The organism is Streptomyces sp. NBC_01381 (assembly GCF_026340305.1).
Classification (GTDB): Bacteria; Actinomycetota; Actinomycetes; order Streptomycetales; family Streptomycetaceae; genus Streptomyces.
The window spans coordinates 3315664-3330870 of the sequence record NZ_JAPEPI010000001.1 but is presented as its reverse complement, the minus strand read 5'-3'; the positions used below and the strand labels follow the sequence as shown (position 1 = coordinate 3330870).

Genomic DNA, 15207 nt, shown 5'->3' with positions numbered 1-15207 from the left:
CAGGTGTCAGTTCTCCAGTGCGGCGAGGCCGGGGAGCGTCTTGCCCTCGAGGTATTCGAGGGAGGCGCCGCCGCCGGTGGAAATGTGGCCGAATGCGTTCTCGTCGAAGCCCAGGATCCGGACGGCCGCGGCGCTGTCGCCACCGCCGACGACCGTGAAGGCCGGGGAGTCGAGGAGAGCCTGGGCGACCGCCTTGGTGCCCTCGGCGTAGTCCGGGTGCTCGAAGACGCCCATCGGGCCGTTCCAGAAGACGGTGGCCGCGTCGGCGAGCTTCGAGGCGTAGAGCTTACGGGTCTCGGGTCCGATGTCGAGACCCTCCTGGTCGGCCGGGATGGCGTCCGCGGCGACCGTGGTGGGGTTGGCCGGGGCCTTGGTCTTCAGGTCAGGGAAGTCGGTGGAGACCAGTACGTCGACGGGGAGCACCAGCTCGACGCCGTTCTCCTCCGCGCGCTTGATGTACTCCTTGACCTGCGGGATCTGGTCCTCCTGGAGGAGGGAGACGCCGACCTCGTGGCCCTGCGCCTTCAGGAAGGTGTAGGCCATGCCGCCGCCGATCAGGAGGCGGTCGGCCTTGCCGAGCAGCTGGTCGATGACGGCCAGCTTGTCGGAGACCTTGGCGCCGCCGAGCGCGACCACGTAGGGGCGCTTGACGTCCTCGGTGAGCTTCTTCAGGACGCCGACCTCGGTGGCGATGAGGTAGCCCGCGTAGTGCGGCAGGCGCGCCGGCAGGTCGTACACGGAGGCGTGCTTGCGGTGCACGGCACCGAAACCGTCCCCTACGTAGACATCCGCCAGGGCGGCGAGCTGGTCGGCGAAGGCGCCGCGCTCGGCGTCGTCCTTGGACGTCTCACCGGCGTTGAAGCGGAGGTTCTCGATGACGGCGACCTGGCCGGGCTGCAGTCCGTCCACCGCGTCGTGCGCGGCGGGGCCCACGGTGTCCTGCGCGAACGCGACGGGCTCGCCCAGGAGTTCACCGAGCCGCTCGGCGGCGGGCAGCAGCGAGAACGCCGGGTCCGGGGCGCCCTTGGGGCGGCCCAGGTGCGAGGCGACGACCACCTTGGCGCCCGCGTCCGCGAGCGCCTTGACGGTCGGCAGGACGGCGCGGATGCGGCCGTCGTCGGTGATGGTGCCGTCGGCGAGCGGCACATTGAGGTCGGCGCGGACGAAGACCCGCTTGCCTTCGACCCCTTCGGCGAGAAGTTCGTCGATCGTCTTCATGGCTGGACTCCAGGACTCCTTAAGAGGGCTGACGTGCAACAAGGCCCGGACCGCAGTATTGCGCGGTCCGGACCCTGTGCTCACATCGAGGTGTCTGCTCTGACGATCAGAGCTGGCCGCCGACGAAGACCGTGAGGTCGACGAGGCGGTTGGAGTAACCCCACTCGTTGTCGTACCAGCCGAGGATCTTCACCGACTTGCCGTCCTGGACCATGGTCAGGGACGAGTCGAAGGTGCAGGACGCCGGGTCGCCGACGATGTCCGAGGACACGATCGGGTCCTCGGTGTAGAAGAGGACGCCCTTCAGGTCGCCGTCGTCGGCGGCCTTCTTGAACGCGGCGTTGACCTCGTCCTTGGTGACGTCGCGCTGCACCTCGACGACCAGGTCGGTGGCCGAACCGGTCGGGACCGGGACGCGCATCGCGATGCCGTCGAGCTTGCCCTTGAGCTGCGGCAGGACCAGAGCGGTGGCCTTGGCGGCACCGGTCGTGGTCGGAATGATGTTCTCGGCGGCGGCGCGGGCGCGACGCAGGTCCGAGTGCGGGAAGTCCAGGATGCGCTGGTCGTTGGTGTACGCGTGGACCGTGGTCATCAGGCCCTTGACGATGCCGAAGTTCTCGTCCAGAACCTTGGCCATCGGCGCCACACAGTTGGTGGTGCAGGACGCGTTCGAAATGATGTTGTGCTGCGCGGGGTCGTACTTGTCCTGGTTGACGCCCATCACGATGGTGATGTCCTCGTCCTTGGCCGGAGCCGAGATGAGGACCTTCTTGGCGCCGCCGGCGATGTGCTTCTCGGCGTCGGCCTTCTTCGTGAAGATGCCCGTGGACTCGATCACGATGTCGACGCCCAGCTGGCCCCAGGGGATGTCCGCGGGGTTGCGCTCGGAAAGGACCTTGATGGTGTGGCCGTCGACCGTGATGGTGTCCTCGGTGTGCGACACCTCGGCCTTGAGACGGCCCAGGATGGTGTCGTACTTCAGGAGGTGCGCCGTCGTCGCGGTGTCACCCAGGTCGTTGACAGCCACGATCTCAATGTCCGCACCCTGCTCGAGCAGCGCCCGGAAGTAGTTGCGCCCGATGCGGCCGAAGCCGTTGATGCCTACGCGGATCGTCACGAACCGATCTCCTCGTTGGTACGCCGGTTTCAGACGCCGGCGAGATGTATGGGATGTCCCCGACCGCCTCCGACCCTACCTCTCTGATGGCCCCGAAGTGACATCGAGAGGGGCTTCGACGGCAGGTCGGCCCGTACTCGCCAGTAGGGGTACGGGCCGCCTTTTGTCACGGAGCGTCAGCGGCTCAGATGTGCCAGGGAGGCGCCCATTAGAGCGGTGCGCTCTGGGCTTCCGGGTACATGCTCGAACCCGAAGCCGAGGAGCACACTGTCACGCGCTGTGACGGCCGCGTGGGGCTTGTAGAGCTCCCCGGTGCGCGCCCAGTCGCCTGTGATATTGGGGCTCCCGGCCGGGGCCGGCGAGACGGCCCAGACACCGAGCCCGGACTCGAATCCTTCGGTCTCCGTCGCGTTGCCTCCGACGACGAGCTGCGCGTTGTCGGCGAAGAGGCCGCGGCCTCCGCTGGAGGGGTCGGTGACGGAGCTGAGCGACACCTCGACCTTCTTGCCCGCGTAGGCGCTGAGGTCGAAGGCGACGGGCTTGAAGCCGCCCGCCGCGCCGGTGAAGCTGTTCCAGGCACCGCTGCTGCCGGTGGCCGTGCAGCCGGTCGCCGTCTGCGTCAGGTAGTGGCGCAGGAACGGGTGACCGTTGATGAAGAACCCGGCCCCGCACTCCGCGGGCACGTCCGTCTTGGAGCCCCCGTTCTTGTCCGGCAGCGTGGTCCAGTCGTCGGCGCCCGAGGTGTGCGCCTCCAGGATCCCGTGGTCGTAGCCCGGCTCCAGGTTCCAGTTGAGCGCGAACCGCAGCTCCGGCTTGTCCGCGGCCGAGACCCCGGTCAGGTCGATGGTGCGGGTCAGCCGCTTCCAGTCCTGGTCGGCGTGGGTCGCCGATGCCATGCCCTGGCCCTCGAAGGGTGCGTACGGATTGCTGAGTCCGGGGTAGCTGCCGGCGGCCGCGCTCTTGAACTGCGGGAAGTCGTCGGCGGGCAGGTTGTCGGACGTGACGGTGTAACGGCCCGCCTTGTCCAGGGGGTTGACGCCGGCCGCCGCGAGCGGGGTCTTGACGCCGTCGAGCGCCCCGCTGCCGGCGAAGCTGTTGGCGCCGGGTGCGGAGAGGCGTTCGTACGCGCCCAGGTAGTACTGCGCGAAGTCGTCGGTGAGCGCGTCACCGAGGTCCACGTTGCCGCCCGTGCGCTCGCCGGACTCGATCAGCTTGCCGCCCTCGTTGAGGTAGGCGCGCAGGGCGAGTTGGGTGGGCGCGCCGGGTACCGGGTCGCCGGTGTAGTGCACGACCGTCGAGAAGTGGCCGAGCACGCCCAGCGGGTGCGGGGCGCCCTTCTCGGCGACGTCCCAGACCGCGGCCGAACGCCCGTTGCCCTTGAGGGCGTCGACGTACTTCTGGGCCTGTGTGGCGGTGGCGCCTTCCTCGGCGACGACGAGCGTCTTCGCCTTGGGGCGTTCGGCGACGGTGTACGTGAAGTGCTCGCTCTCCGTGCGGCCCTTCTTGGTGCGCCCGGTGAACCACACCTCGACCTTGTCGCCCACGCGCGCGTCCTCGACGCCGGCGCGGTACTGGTCGAAGTACAGGTTGTCCTCGCCGCCGTACGTCTCGCCGCCCTTCCAGGCCTTGAGGTCGTCATCGTGCGTACGGCCGCCGTTGACGCGGTAGTTGAGCTCCTTGTCGCGCACCGACTTGCGGGCGGTGACGGCGACCTCCTGGTCGGCTCCGCGCGCGTACGACGTCGTGAAGGCGTCCGGGGTGAAGTCGGGGGCATCGACGCCGGGGACGGAGACCGGCTGGTCGGGGTGGGCGGCCGTCTCGGCGACGGCGAGCGCGAAGGGGATGTTCTTCGCGAACTCCTGCTGTATCAGCTTCTCGTCGTCCGGGAAGGTGAAGATCGAGGCGCAGTCCTCGGGCTTCCAGGGGTCGTTCGGGTCGAGCGCGGAGACGGTCTGGCAGGTGGACATCTCGGGCGTGAACATCGAGATGCCGTTGATGTTGCCCGCGTGGCCGTCCGCCTCGCCGTTGGTGGTGTAGAGCTCGGAGGCGACCTGCGGGTGGTAGCCGGGGATCGCGGGCTTCTCGGGAGTGCCCGCAAGGGCCTTGTAGAGCACGTCGTCCGGGGTGGGCGTCGCGACCTGCCAGCCCACTCCGTAGAGGATCAGTTCGGCCGCCGAGTGGTAGTTGATGCCGTACTCGAAACCGATGCGCTTCTGGAGGCGGTCGAGCGCCTTGGTCTCGGGCTCGGACATGGGTCCCGTGCCGCGGTACGTCTCGGAGGAGGACTCCGGGGACGAACCCTCGTTGTCGTAGCCCCACTTGTAGGCGAAGTTGCGGTTGAGGTCGACGCCGTCGCCCGCGGCTATCTTGCCGTCGCCGTCGATGTCGCGGAGGTTCTTGCGCCACTGGCGGTTGCCGTCGGCGGCGTGGGTGAAGTCGTAGCCGTCGGGGTTGGCCGAGAGCACGAACCACAGCTCGGTGGAGTCGACCAGCTTGGTGATGCGCTGGTCCTTGCCGTAGTTGTCGAGGTAGTGGTGGAGCAGGCGGCGGTTCATCTCGGGGGTGATCCACTCGCGCGCGTGCTGGTTGGAGAGGTAGAGCGTGGCGGGCTTGGAGCCGTCCTTGGACTTGCTCGCGCCCTTGGAGAGCTTGAGCGCGAGGATGTCCTGCCCGTTGAGCGTCTTGCCGATGGAGACGACCTTGGTGAGCCCGGGGTGGGCCTGCCCGGTCTTGACGATCTCCTCCTTCAGGCCGCCCTTTCCGCCGTACGGCCGGAAGACGCCGTCCCCCGCGGCCTTGAGCTTCTTCTCCGTGCTCGCCGAGACCTTGTGCTCGGTGAGTTCGATGCCCTCGCGCTCGACGCCCTTGGCCTGCGCCTCGGTCAGATAGACCTGGACGCGGGCGGTGCCGCGCTCGGGCGCCTGGCCGGCGAGTTCATGGGCGTCCTGGCCCGCCTTCACCAGGATGGGGATCTGCTGCTTGGTGACGTCGGCTTCGTAGACCTTCACGGCCGCCGGATCGTCGGCGGCCGGGGCCTTCGGGTCGGCCTGCGCGTGCGGCGCGGCGACGAGTCCGCCGATGAGCAGCGCGCCCGCGGCGATGACCGATCTGGCTCTCGCTCTTCGTCTCATGAGCCCCCCTTGCAGTTGTCCGGCACATATGTGCGGGAACGCCAGGCTCGTGACACTTCATGATCATGTCAATATGGCGTGGAGGCCGATGCGAAAAGGACGCAAAGAAGCCGCCGGGGCCTCAGCGGCCCCGGCGGCTTGCGTGACGTACTACGGCGCTCAGACCGCCATGTTGTCGGCGAGGCTGTCGGCGAGATCCTCGCTCAGGTTGGACTCCGTACCCGGAATCCCCAGGTCCTGGGCCCGCTTGTCGGCCATCGCGAGCAGCCGGCGGATACGGCCCGCGACCGCGTCCTTCGTCAGCGCCGGGTCGGCGAGCGCGCCCAGCTCCTCCAGGGAGGCCTGCTTGTGCTCCATCCGCAGCCGTCCGGCGGCCGCCAGGTGCTCCGGGACCTCGTCGCCGAGGATCTCCAGGGCGCGCTGCACACGGGCGCCCGCGGCGACGGCCGCGCGGGCCGAGCGGCGCAGGTTGGCGTCGTCGAAGTTGGCCAGGCGGTTGGCGGTGGCGCGCACCTCGCGGCGCATCCGCCGCTCCTCCCAGGCCAGTACGGACTCGTGGGCGCCGAGCCGGGTGAGCAGGGCGCCGATCGCGTCGCCGTCCCGGACGACGACACGGTCCACGCCGCGCACCTCACGGGCCTTGGCCCCGATCTGCAGCCTGCGAGCGGCACCGACCAGGGCCAGCGCGGCCTCCGGACCCGGGCAGGTCACCTCCAGGGAGGAGGAACGCCCCGGCTCGGTCAGCGAGCCGTGCGCCAGGAAGGCCCCGCGCCAGGCGGCCTCCGCGTCACAGGTGGCCCCCGAGACCACCTGCGGCGGCAGCCCTCTGATCGGGCGGCCGCGGCCGTCCACGAGACCCGTCTGCCGGGCCAGCTGGTCGCCGCCGGCCACCACGCGTACGACATAGCGCGAGCCGCGCCGCAGCCCGCCGGGGGCCATCACGATCAGCTCCGAGCTGTGCCCGAAGATCTCCAGAATGTCCCGCTTCAGCCGCCGTGCGGCCATCGCCGTGTCCAGCTCCGCCTCGATCACGATGCGGCCGCTCACCAGGTGAAGGCCGCCCGCGAACCGCAGGATCGCCGAGACCTCTGCCTTCCTGCAGCAGGTCCGGGTGACGGGAAGCCGGGAGATCTCGTCCTTCACCGCTGCCGTCATCGCCATGGGCCGATCCTTCCATGCATCCGAAAAATACGGTCGTACGCGGTGGCCAGGAGCTCCGGATCGTGCCTCGGAGTCCCGTCGGGCCGGGCCACCGGCGCCAGCTCGACCGTGGCGCCGAGCCGCTTGGCGGCATCGGTCAGTGACTCACGGTCGGGCACGGCGGCGTCGTCGGCCAGCACCACGTCCAGGGCGAGTTTAGGGGCGTGTCGGGCCAAAACCTCCAAATGACGCTGCGGAGAGAACCCATCGGTTTCACCGGGTTGCGGCGCGAGGTTCAGCGAGAGCACCCTGCGGGCCTTCGTCTCGATGAGCGCGTCGAGCAGTTCGGGGACCAGCAGATGCGGGATCACCGACGAGAACCAGGAGCCGGGGCCGAGCACCACCCAGTCCGCGTCGAGGACGGCGGCGACCGCCTCGGGGACGGCCGGCGGGTCGTGCGGGACCACGTGCACGGACTGCACCTCGCCCGGTGTGAGCGCCACCGTGGCCTGCCCGCGCACCGTGTCCACGTCCTCCGGACGCTCCGGGTCGTGGCCCTTGACCAGGGCCTGGAGCTCCAGCGGAACGGCCGACATCGGCAGTACGCGGCCCTGCGCGCCGAGCAGCTTGCCGACCAGGTCAAGCGCCTGGACATGGTCGCCGAGCTGCTCCCACAGCGCGACGATCAGCAGATTGCCGACCGCGTGCTCGTGCAGCTCGCCCTGGGACTGGAACCGGTGCTGGATGACGCGGGCCCAGGTCTGGCCCCAGTCGTCGTCACCGCACAGGGCGGCGAGCGCCTTGCGCAGGTCGCCGGGCGGCAGCACACCCAGCTCGTCGCGGAGCCGCCCGCTGGAGCCGCCGTCGTCGGCGACGGTGACCACGGCGGTGAGGTCGCCGGTGATGCGGCGCAGCGCGGCGAGCGAGGCGGAAAGCCCCATTCCGCCGCCGAGCGCCACCACCTTGGGCTGAGCGCTCCGCTTGCGGCCCAGTCGGTTCAGCCGCAGGGAAGCCTTCATTCGCGCCCCATGTCCCGATGGACGAGGACGGTCTCGACGCCCTCGGAAGCGAGGCGCGCCGCAAGCTTCTCCGACATGGCGACGGAGCGGTGCTTGCCGCCCGTACAGCCGACCGCGATCGTCACGTAACGCTTGCCCTCGCGGCGGTACCCCGCGGCGATGAGCTGGAGCAGCTCGGCGTACCGGTCGAGGAACTCCTTGGCCCCGGGCTGGTTGAAGACGTAACCGGAGACCTCTTCGTTGAGCCCCGTGAAGGGGCGCAGCTCCGGCACCCAGTGCGGGTTGGGCAGGAAGCGGCAGTCCACGACCAGGTCGGCGTCGACCGGCAGGCCGTACTTGTAGCCGAACGACATGACCGTGGCCCGCAGCTCGGGCTCCTCGTCGCCCGCGAACTGGGCGTCCATCTTGGCGCGCAGCTCGTGCACGTTCAGGCTGGACGTGTCGATCACCAGGTCGGCGTCGCCGCGCAGCTCGCGCAGGAGCTCGCGCTCGGCCGCGATGCCGTCGACGATGCGGCCGTCGCCCTGCAGCGGGTGCGGGCGGCGCACCGACTCGAAGCGGCGCACCAGGGCGTCGTCCGAGGACTCCAGGAAGACGATCCTGCGGGTGACCTGCTTGGACTCGAGATCCGAGAGGGACTGGCGCAGATTGTCGAAGAAGCGGCGGCCGCGGACGTCGACGACGACCGCGATCCGTGCCACGTTGCCCTGCGAGCGGGCGCCGAGCTCCACCATCGTGGGGATCAGCGCGGGCGGCAGGTTGTCGACGACGAACCAGCCGAGGTCCTCAAGGCACTTCGCGGCCGTGCTGCGGCCTGCGCCCGACATGCCGGAGATGATCACCAGCTCGGGGATCGCCGCCTCGGCGGCCTCACCCGGCTCGATGGTCGTGCCCGTACTCACTTGCTCGCCGCCTTCATCGTGCTCGTTCATGTCTCCTGCCCCCGTCGCTCCTCTGAGGTGCCCGCGGTCACGGGTGCCTCGGTCTCACCGTTCGAGGCTCCCGCGTGTACGGGTTCCTCTTCTTCAATGATCTCTCCGGTCGCCGTGTTCACGGCGGGCGCCACAGGTGCCGCTGCGGCCAGGGCGACCACGATCGCCTCGGCCGTCTTGCGGCCTATCCCCGGCACCTCGCAGATCTGCTCGATTGTCGCGGACCGGAGCTTCTTCACCGAACCGAAGTGCTTGATCAGCGTCTGCTTGCGCGCGTCGCCCAGGCCGGGCACGGCGTCCAGCGGTCCCGCCTTGAAGCGCTTGGCCCGCTTGGCCCGCTGGTAGGTGATCGCGAAGCGGTGTGCCTCGTCGCGCACCCGCTGGAGAAGGTACAGCCCCTCGCTGGTGCGCGGCAGGATCACCGGGTCGTCGTCGCCCGGCACCCAGACCTCTTCGAGGCGCTTGGCGAGGCCGCAGACCGCGATGTCGTCGATGCCGAGCTCGTCAAGGGCCCGCCGGGCCGCCGCGACCTGCGGCTGGCCGCCGTCCACGACGACGAGCTGGGGCGGGTAGGCGAAGCGCTTGGGGCGGCCGTCCTCCTCGGTCAGGCCGTTCGCCCCGCCGTTCGACTCGTCGACGACACCCTCCTCGTCCAGCTCCCCCGTCTTCTCCTTGTCGGCGAGATAGCGCTTGAAGCGGCGGGTGAGCACCTCGTGCATGGAGCGGACGTCGTCCTGCCCCTCGAAGCCCTTGATCTGGAAGCGGCGGTACTCGCTCTTGCGGGCGAGGCCGTCCTCGAAGACGACCATCGATGCGACCACGTCGTCACCCTGCAGATGCGAGATGTCGTAGCACTCGATGCGCAGCGGGGCGCCGTCGAGCTCCAGAGCCTCGGCGATCTCCTCCAGGGCGCGGGAGCGGGTGGTCAGGTCGGAGGCCCGCTTGGTCTTGTGGAGCATCAGCGACTGCTGCGCGTTGCGCGCCACGGTCTCCATCAGCGCCTTCTTGTCGCCGCGCTGCGGGATGCGCAGGGAGACGTTCGCGCCGCGCCGCTCGGTGAGCCACTCCTGGACGGGCTCTATCGGGTCGGGCAGCGCGGGCACGAGGACTTCCTTCGGTACGGAGTCCCCGCTCTCCTCGCCATAGAGCTGCTGGAGGGCGTGCTCGACGAGGTCACCGCTGGTGACCGCCTCGACCTTGTCGGTGACCCAGCCGCGCTGGCCCCGCACCCGGCCGCCGCGGACGTGGAAGATCTGGACGGCGGCTTCGAGTTCGTCCTCGGCAAGGGCGATCAGATCGGCGTCCGTGGCGTCGGCGAGGACGACGGCGCTCTTCTCCATGGCCTTCTTCAGGGCCTCGATGTCGTCGCGGAGGCGAGCCGCCTTCTCGTACTCCATCTCCTCGGCGGCGTCCGCCATCTGACGCTCGATACGGCGGATGTACGTGCCCGTGCGTCCCGTCATGAACTCGCAGAAGTCCTCGGCGAGTTCACGGTGCTCCTCCGGAGTGACCCGCTCCACGCAGGGCGCCGAGCACTTGCCGATATAGCCGAGGAGGCAGGGGCGGCCCGTGCGCTCGGCGTTCTTGAAGACTCCGGCCGAGCAGGTGCGGACGGGGAAGACGCGCAGCAGGAGGTCGACCGTGTCGCGGATGGCCCACGCATGGCCGTAGGGCCCGAAGTAGCGCACGCCCTTCTTCTTGTGGCCGCGCATCACCTGCACGCGCGGGAACTCCTCGTTCATCGTCACCGCGAGATACGGATAGCTCTTGTCGTCGCGGTACTTGACGTTGAACCGGGGGTCGAACTCCTTGATCCAGCTGTACTCCAGCTGCAGCGCCTCGACCTCGGTGGACACCACCGTCCACTCGACGGACGCGGCGGTCGTCACCATCGAGGCGGTGCGCGGGTGCAGGTGGGAGAGGTCCTGGAAGTAGCTCGCCAGGCGCTGGCGCAGGCTTTTCGCCTTGCCCACGTAGATGACCCGGCGGTGTTCGTCCCGGAACTTGTAGACCCCCGGCGAGTCGGGGATCTGTCCCGGCTTGGGGCGGTAGCTGGAGGGGTCTGCCATGCCTCACACCCTACTGGCGGGGGGTGACAGTCCGGGTCTTGAGGGCGAGCTGTGCGCGACGGTCCCGCGATGCCTCGCGTCGCCGCCGCCTCCTCGCCTCCGCCCGGTCTCGCGCCGCTTCTCCCCCACCCTTGAAGCCCACCCGCCCTAAAGGGCGGGTGGGTGGGGAAGCCCGGCCGGAGGCCGGGCAAGGTCAGGCGCGCTGCCGGGTGCGATGCCGCAGAACGGCCGCTCCGGAGAGGCCGAGGGCGACCAGTGCTCCCGCTCCGGCCACGGAGGAGGCAACTGTGACGGGACCGTCGGGCGAGGAGCCACCCGCCGGCTCACCAGCGGCCTCCTTCCGGGCGAAGCCCCCCGCCGCACCGGACTTCGCGTAGCCGCTGCCAGGCAATTTATCGGCGTACGCGTCGTGCACCCGCTTCTGATAGGCGGCAACCGGGATACCGCCGGAGCCCACGGCAAGCTTCGCGTCCGCGTCCAGCGGCAGCACTCGCCCCCGCCCCTGGACGTACCAGGCGTCGATCTGCGGCTCGCGGAAAACGGTGCCTCCGGGGAGCTTCTTGGCGCCCACGCGCGCGTAGTGCGTCTCGTCGTCCCCGGTGGCGATGTTCACGACCTTCCAGGAATCGCCCCGCTCGACGGTCCACAGGGAGGCCTCCTGTCCGTCGGACGAGACCGCCTTGCTGGCGAGGAACTCCAGGCGGGCGACCGGCGCCCCCTTCTCGCCCGTGACGAACTCCGGGGAGAGGTAGTACACGGGCACGGCGTCGCCCTGGACGCGCGGGTCCGCCGCGGCCTTGGTGACGGCGCCATCGCGGGCGAAGAAGCGGGAGAGGGTGTCCAGCGTCCCGGGCGAGCTCGCCGCCTTCCGGGCGGCCTCGCGCGAGGCTTCGGAGGGGCCCGAGTCCGCCGTGGCGTGCGGGGCGGCGAGGCCGAGGAACAGGGTGGCGGCGGAGCCGGCGAGCACGGCTCTCAGCAGATGACGGCTCATCGCGCTCACGCCCCGATCCGGTACAGCGAGTGGGTCCAGGAGAAGGTGCCGTTGTCCACGTACCAGTCGTGCGAGGCCCAGTTGTAGCGGTCGCTGGAGGGCCAGGGGTCGCCCCAGTAGACCCAGCTCTGGGCATCGTCGTATCCGTAGAGGACGTGCATGTGGCCGCCGCCGCCCGACCACTGGATGCGGGTCTCCACGGGCCGGCCCGCGTTGATCTCGGCCTGCACGGTCGGGTAGCGCAGCCAACCGTTCACATAGGAGCCGGAGTTGATGCCCGCCCACTCCAGGCCGTTCTGTACGTTGCCCAGCGTGGCCTGGTTGTTGGGGCACTCGGTGTTCTGGTTGCGCCCGAAGGCGGCGTTGCAGAACTGGTTCTGGCTGTACTTCTTGCCGTAGAAGGCGGCGATGGTGTTCCCGCCCGCGGCCCAGCACCAGTTGGTCTTCTCCTGAGCCTGCATCGTGATGTTCAGCCGCTTGGCGGCGAGGGCGGAGGGTCCTGGGGCCGGCTCGGCCGTGGCCGTCGCCGCCGGCGCGGCAACCAGCGCCACCGCCACGACGGCGACCGCCGACAACCGTCTGCGTCTGCTGTACCTGCTGTTTCTCTGGCGCATCGCGTTCCTCCCGAGTGGGGGCGAGGGGGTGGAGGAGCGCGTCCGGACGCTGCGATTGAGCATCGAGTGTTGTCGGGTGCAGGTCAACAAGGTTCAATGCGGGATTACTTGGGCCAGTGAACGACGGCGTACGTATGTGAACACCCCTCGTACGCCCACCTGGTGGCCCGTTCCGACCGGCGCGTACGCCCGGGCGGCCGATGTGAATGTTCACAGAAGGGGCCTTGCGATGCGGCACGGCACACAGCTCGCGGAGGAGACGCCTGCGGACCTGGAGACCGCGCTGCGCACCGGGCCCTTCCATGTGGCGCTGCGGGCCGCGATCGCCGCCCGCCGCCTCCCCCTGCAACGGGTACGTCATCATCTCGCGCGGCACGGCGTCAACGTCGGTGTGACGAGCCTGAGTTACTGGCAGCAGGGTGCGCGGCGCCCGCAGCGCACCGAGTCGCTGCGGGCCGTACGCGCCCTGGAGGAGATCCTCCAGCTTCCCGACGAGTCACTGATCCGGCTTCTCGCGCAGCCCGCCCATTCCTCGGGGAGTCCTGGCTGCGAACGCCCCGCCGCCCGCTCCTACCGCTCGCTCATCGAGGCCTCCGACGTCGTGCAGCGCCTCCTCGCCGACCTCGAATCCCCGCTCGACGGCGGTCTGCACACGGTCGGCCACCATGAGCGGGTGCGGATCGGCGCGCGCCGTGAGCTGCTCGGCCGCGACTCGCAGCACGTGGTGCGCTCCCACCGGGACGACGTGGACCGCTACCTCGCGATCTACCACGGCGACCCCGGCTGCGTACCCGAACACATCGGCGTACACGCCCTGGAGAACTGCCGCACCGGGCGCGTGCGGTGGCATCACGAGACGGGTGTGCTCGTCGCCGAGCTGCTCTTCGACGCGCGCCTGCGCGCGGGAGACACCCATCTGTTCCGCTACGGCTTCGAGGACGGCACGGCGGGCGCCTCCACCGAGTATCTGCGCGGCTTCACCTACGCGGGCGGGCAGTACGCGCTGCAGGTGCGCTTCGACGAGGGTGCCCTGCCCCTGCACTGCCACCGCTTCGCCCAGCATTCGGCGGCGGCGCCGCGCGGTGGCCGCCAGGAGCTGACACTGAGCGGCAGCCATCGGTCGGTGCACATCGTGGAGCAGCAGGTGCGGGCGGGGCTCCTGGGGATCGCGTGGGACTGGGAGTGAATCGCCCGGAGTGAATCGCCCGGAGTGAACGATCCGCCCGGCTGATCGCGTCGTCAGGCCCCGGGACCCGCGATGATCTTGCCCTTCTCGACCTTCACCGGCAGCTCGGCGAGCGGGACGGTGGCTGGCTCGTGCAGCACCTTGCCGTTCGTGGCGTCGAACTGGCTGCCATGGCAGGGGCAGGTGAGCTTGTGCCCCTCCAGGTTGTTGATGGGGCACTTCTCGTGCGTGCAGATCGTGCTGAACGCCTTGTACTCGGCGTCCGCGATACGGCTGACCACGACGTTCTCGTCCGTGTAGAGCTTCGAGGCGCCCACCTTGATCTCGTCCGACGCGCCGAGGTCCACCGGCGCGGTCGGCGCGGAGCGGTTGCCGCCACCGCCGCCGCCGGACGAGCAGGCCGTGATGCCGAGCCCGGCGGCCGGCACGATGGCGGCGGCGCGCAGCACGGTGCGGCGGGCGGGGGGAGGCGTGCCGGGCATGAACTCTCCACAGGTCAGGCGCATCGGTGACGGATCAGACCATACCGGTGCGGGGCTGCGCGCCCGTGTTGGGCACGGCCGTGCCCGAGTGCCGCCCGTATCGGCCCGTGTCCGCCCAGAAGCCCTAGCCTGTGCGCAAGCCGGGGAGTCAGGGAGCCGGTGTGCGCGGCTGCCGCGCCGTACGACCGCAGAGCCGAGAGGAACCAGCCGTGATAGTCGTCGCCGGAGAGGCCCTGATCGACCTCGTCCCGCAGGATTCCGCCGGTGCCGTGCCGCCCTCGCTGTCCCCGCTCGCCCCGCGTCTGGGCGGCGGTCCGTACAACACCGCGGTGGCCCTCGGCCGCCTCGGCTCCCCTGTCGCCTTCTGTTCACGGATCTCGCGGGACGCGTTCGGCGAGGCGCTGGTGGCGGGGCTGCGGGCCGCCGGCGTCGATGTGTCGTACGTCCAGCGGGGCGCCGAACCGACGACGCTCGCCGTCGCCTCGATCGGCGCGGACGGCTCCGCCGGTTACTCCTTCTACGTCGACGGCACCGCCGACCGGCTCTTCACGGCCCCGGCCGTGCTGCCCGACGGCGTGCGCGCGGTGTCGTTCGGCACGTGCTCGCTCGTCCTCGAACCGGGCGCGAGCGCCTACGAGGAGCTGATGCGCCGGGAGTCGGCGCGGGGTGTCTTCACGGCGCTCGATCCGAACATCCGGGCCGGTCTGATCCCGGACGCGGACGCCTACCGGGCCCGTTTCAAGAGCTGGCTGCCGTCGGTCTCGCTGCTCAAGCTGTCGGAGGACGACGCGAGTTGGCTCGGCGGCACGCCGCACGAGTGGCTCGCGTCCGGCCCCGGCGCCGTGGTGATCACGCGGGGCGGCTCGGGTCTTACGGTCTTCACCCGGGACGGCGGGGAGTGGTCCGTGCCGGGTGAGCGGGTCGATGTCGTGGACACCATCGGCGCGGGCGACACGGTCAACGCGGCGCTGCTGCACGGACTTTCCCTGCGGGACGCGCTGTCCGCGCCGGGTCTGGCCGCGCTCGGCGCGGACGGCTGGGGCGAGGTACTGCGTCTCGCGGCGCGCGCGGCGGCCGTCACCGTGTCCCGCGCGGGCGCCGAGCCGCCGTACGCGACGGAACTGGCGTGAGGCAGGTCAACCGGACCGAGACCGGTCAGCCGCCGACGAGGCGTCGTTGGCCGGGGCGATGCACTGCATCTCGCGGCGCGCGCCCGCGTTCACCATGTCCCGTGCGGGCGCCGAACCGCCGTACGCGACGGAACTGGCCTGAGGCAGGTCAACCGGTCCAAGGCCGGTCAGCCGCCGA

12 protein-coding genes are annotated in these 15207 nt (G+C 70.2%); 2 read left to right on the top strand and 10 right to left on the bottom strand.

Features of this window, described 5'->3' with window-relative positions:
* Window positions 1–6 precede the first annotated feature (6 nt).
* The 9 genes from pgk to OG453_RS15475 form a co-directional block, all read right to left on the bottom strand.
* Window positions 7–1218, bottom strand: a complete 1212-nt coding sequence (gene pgk, locus OG453_RS15515; protein WP_266868270.1) for a phosphoglycerate kinase — start codon at window positions 1216–1218, stop codon at window positions 7–9.
* Window positions 1219–1324: 106 nt separating this feature from the next.
* Window positions 1325–2335: a type I glyceraldehyde-3-phosphate dehydrogenase gene (gene gap / locus OG453_RS15510; RefSeq protein WP_266868268.1), complete on the bottom strand. Its 1011-nt coding sequence runs from the start codon at window positions 2333–2335 to the stop codon at window positions 1325–1327.
* A gap of 176 nt (window positions 2336–2511) precedes the next feature.
* The gene (locus OG453_RS15505; RefSeq protein WP_266868266.1) at window positions 2512–5466 is read right to left on the bottom strand and encodes a M14 family metallopeptidase; all 2955 of its coding nucleotides are present in this window, start codon (window positions 5464–5466) and stop codon (window positions 2512–2514) included.
* Window positions 5467–5625: 159 nt separating this feature from the next.
* On the bottom strand, window positions 5626–6627 hold the full coding sequence (gene whiA, locus OG453_RS15500; RefSeq protein ID WP_266868264.1) for a DNA-binding protein WhiA: 1002 nt from the start codon (window positions 6625–6627) through the stop codon (window positions 5626–5628).
* Window positions 6618–7625, bottom strand: coding sequence for a uridine diphosphate-N-acetylglucosamine-binding protein YvcK (gene yvcK, locus OG453_RS15495; RefSeq protein ID WP_266868262.1), 1008 nt, complete (start codon window positions 7623–7625; stop codon window positions 6618–6620). The genes whiA and yvcK overlap by 10 nt, the downstream gene beginning before the upstream one ends.
* Window positions 7622–8557 (bottom strand): RNase adapter RapZ, encoded by a 936-nt coding sequence (rapZ, locus tag OG453_RS15490; protein ID WP_135329448.1) that lies wholly within the window; start codon window positions 8555–8557, stop codon window positions 7622–7624. The genes yvcK and rapZ overlap by 4 nt, the downstream gene beginning before the upstream one ends.
* Window positions 8554–10626, bottom strand: coding sequence for an excinuclease ABC subunit UvrC (gene uvrC, locus OG453_RS15485; protein WP_266868257.1), 2073 nt, complete (start codon window positions 10624–10626; stop codon window positions 8554–8556). The genes rapZ and uvrC overlap by 4 nt, the downstream gene beginning before the upstream one ends.
* 193 nt (window positions 10627–10819) lie before the next feature.
* Window positions 10820–11617, bottom strand: a complete 798-nt coding sequence (locus tag OG453_RS15480; RefSeq protein WP_266869882.1) for a hypothetical protein — start codon at window positions 11615–11617, stop codon at window positions 10820–10822.
* A gap of 5 nt (window positions 11618–11622) precedes the next feature.
* The gene (locus OG453_RS15475) at window positions 11623–12231 is read right to left on the bottom strand and encodes a papain-like cysteine protease family protein (protein WP_266868255.1); all 609 of its coding nucleotides are present in this window, start codon (window positions 12229–12231) and stop codon (window positions 11623–11625) included.
* A gap of 229 nt (window positions 12232–12460) precedes the next feature.
* Between OG453_RS15475 and OG453_RS15470 the strand changes: the two genes are divergently transcribed.
* Window positions 12461–13417, top strand: coding sequence for a hypothetical protein (locus OG453_RS15470; protein WP_266868253.1), 957 nt, complete (start codon window positions 12461–12463; stop codon window positions 13415–13417).
* A gap of 53 nt (window positions 13418–13470) precedes the next feature.
* Here the strand turns inward: OG453_RS15470 and OG453_RS15465 are convergent, their stop codons facing one another.
* Window positions 13471–13899 (bottom strand): Rieske (2Fe-2S) protein, encoded by a 429-nt coding sequence (locus OG453_RS15465; RefSeq protein ID WP_266868251.1) that lies wholly within the window; start codon window positions 13897–13899, stop codon window positions 13471–13473.
* 209 nt (window positions 13900–14108) lie between these two features.
* Between OG453_RS15465 and OG453_RS15460 the strand changes: the two genes are divergently transcribed.
* Window positions 14109–15029: a carbohydrate kinase gene (locus OG453_RS15460; RefSeq protein ID WP_266868249.1), complete on the top strand. Its 921-nt coding sequence runs from the start codon at window positions 14109–14111 to the stop codon at window positions 15027–15029.
* Window positions 15030–15207: the final 178 nt, after the last annotated feature.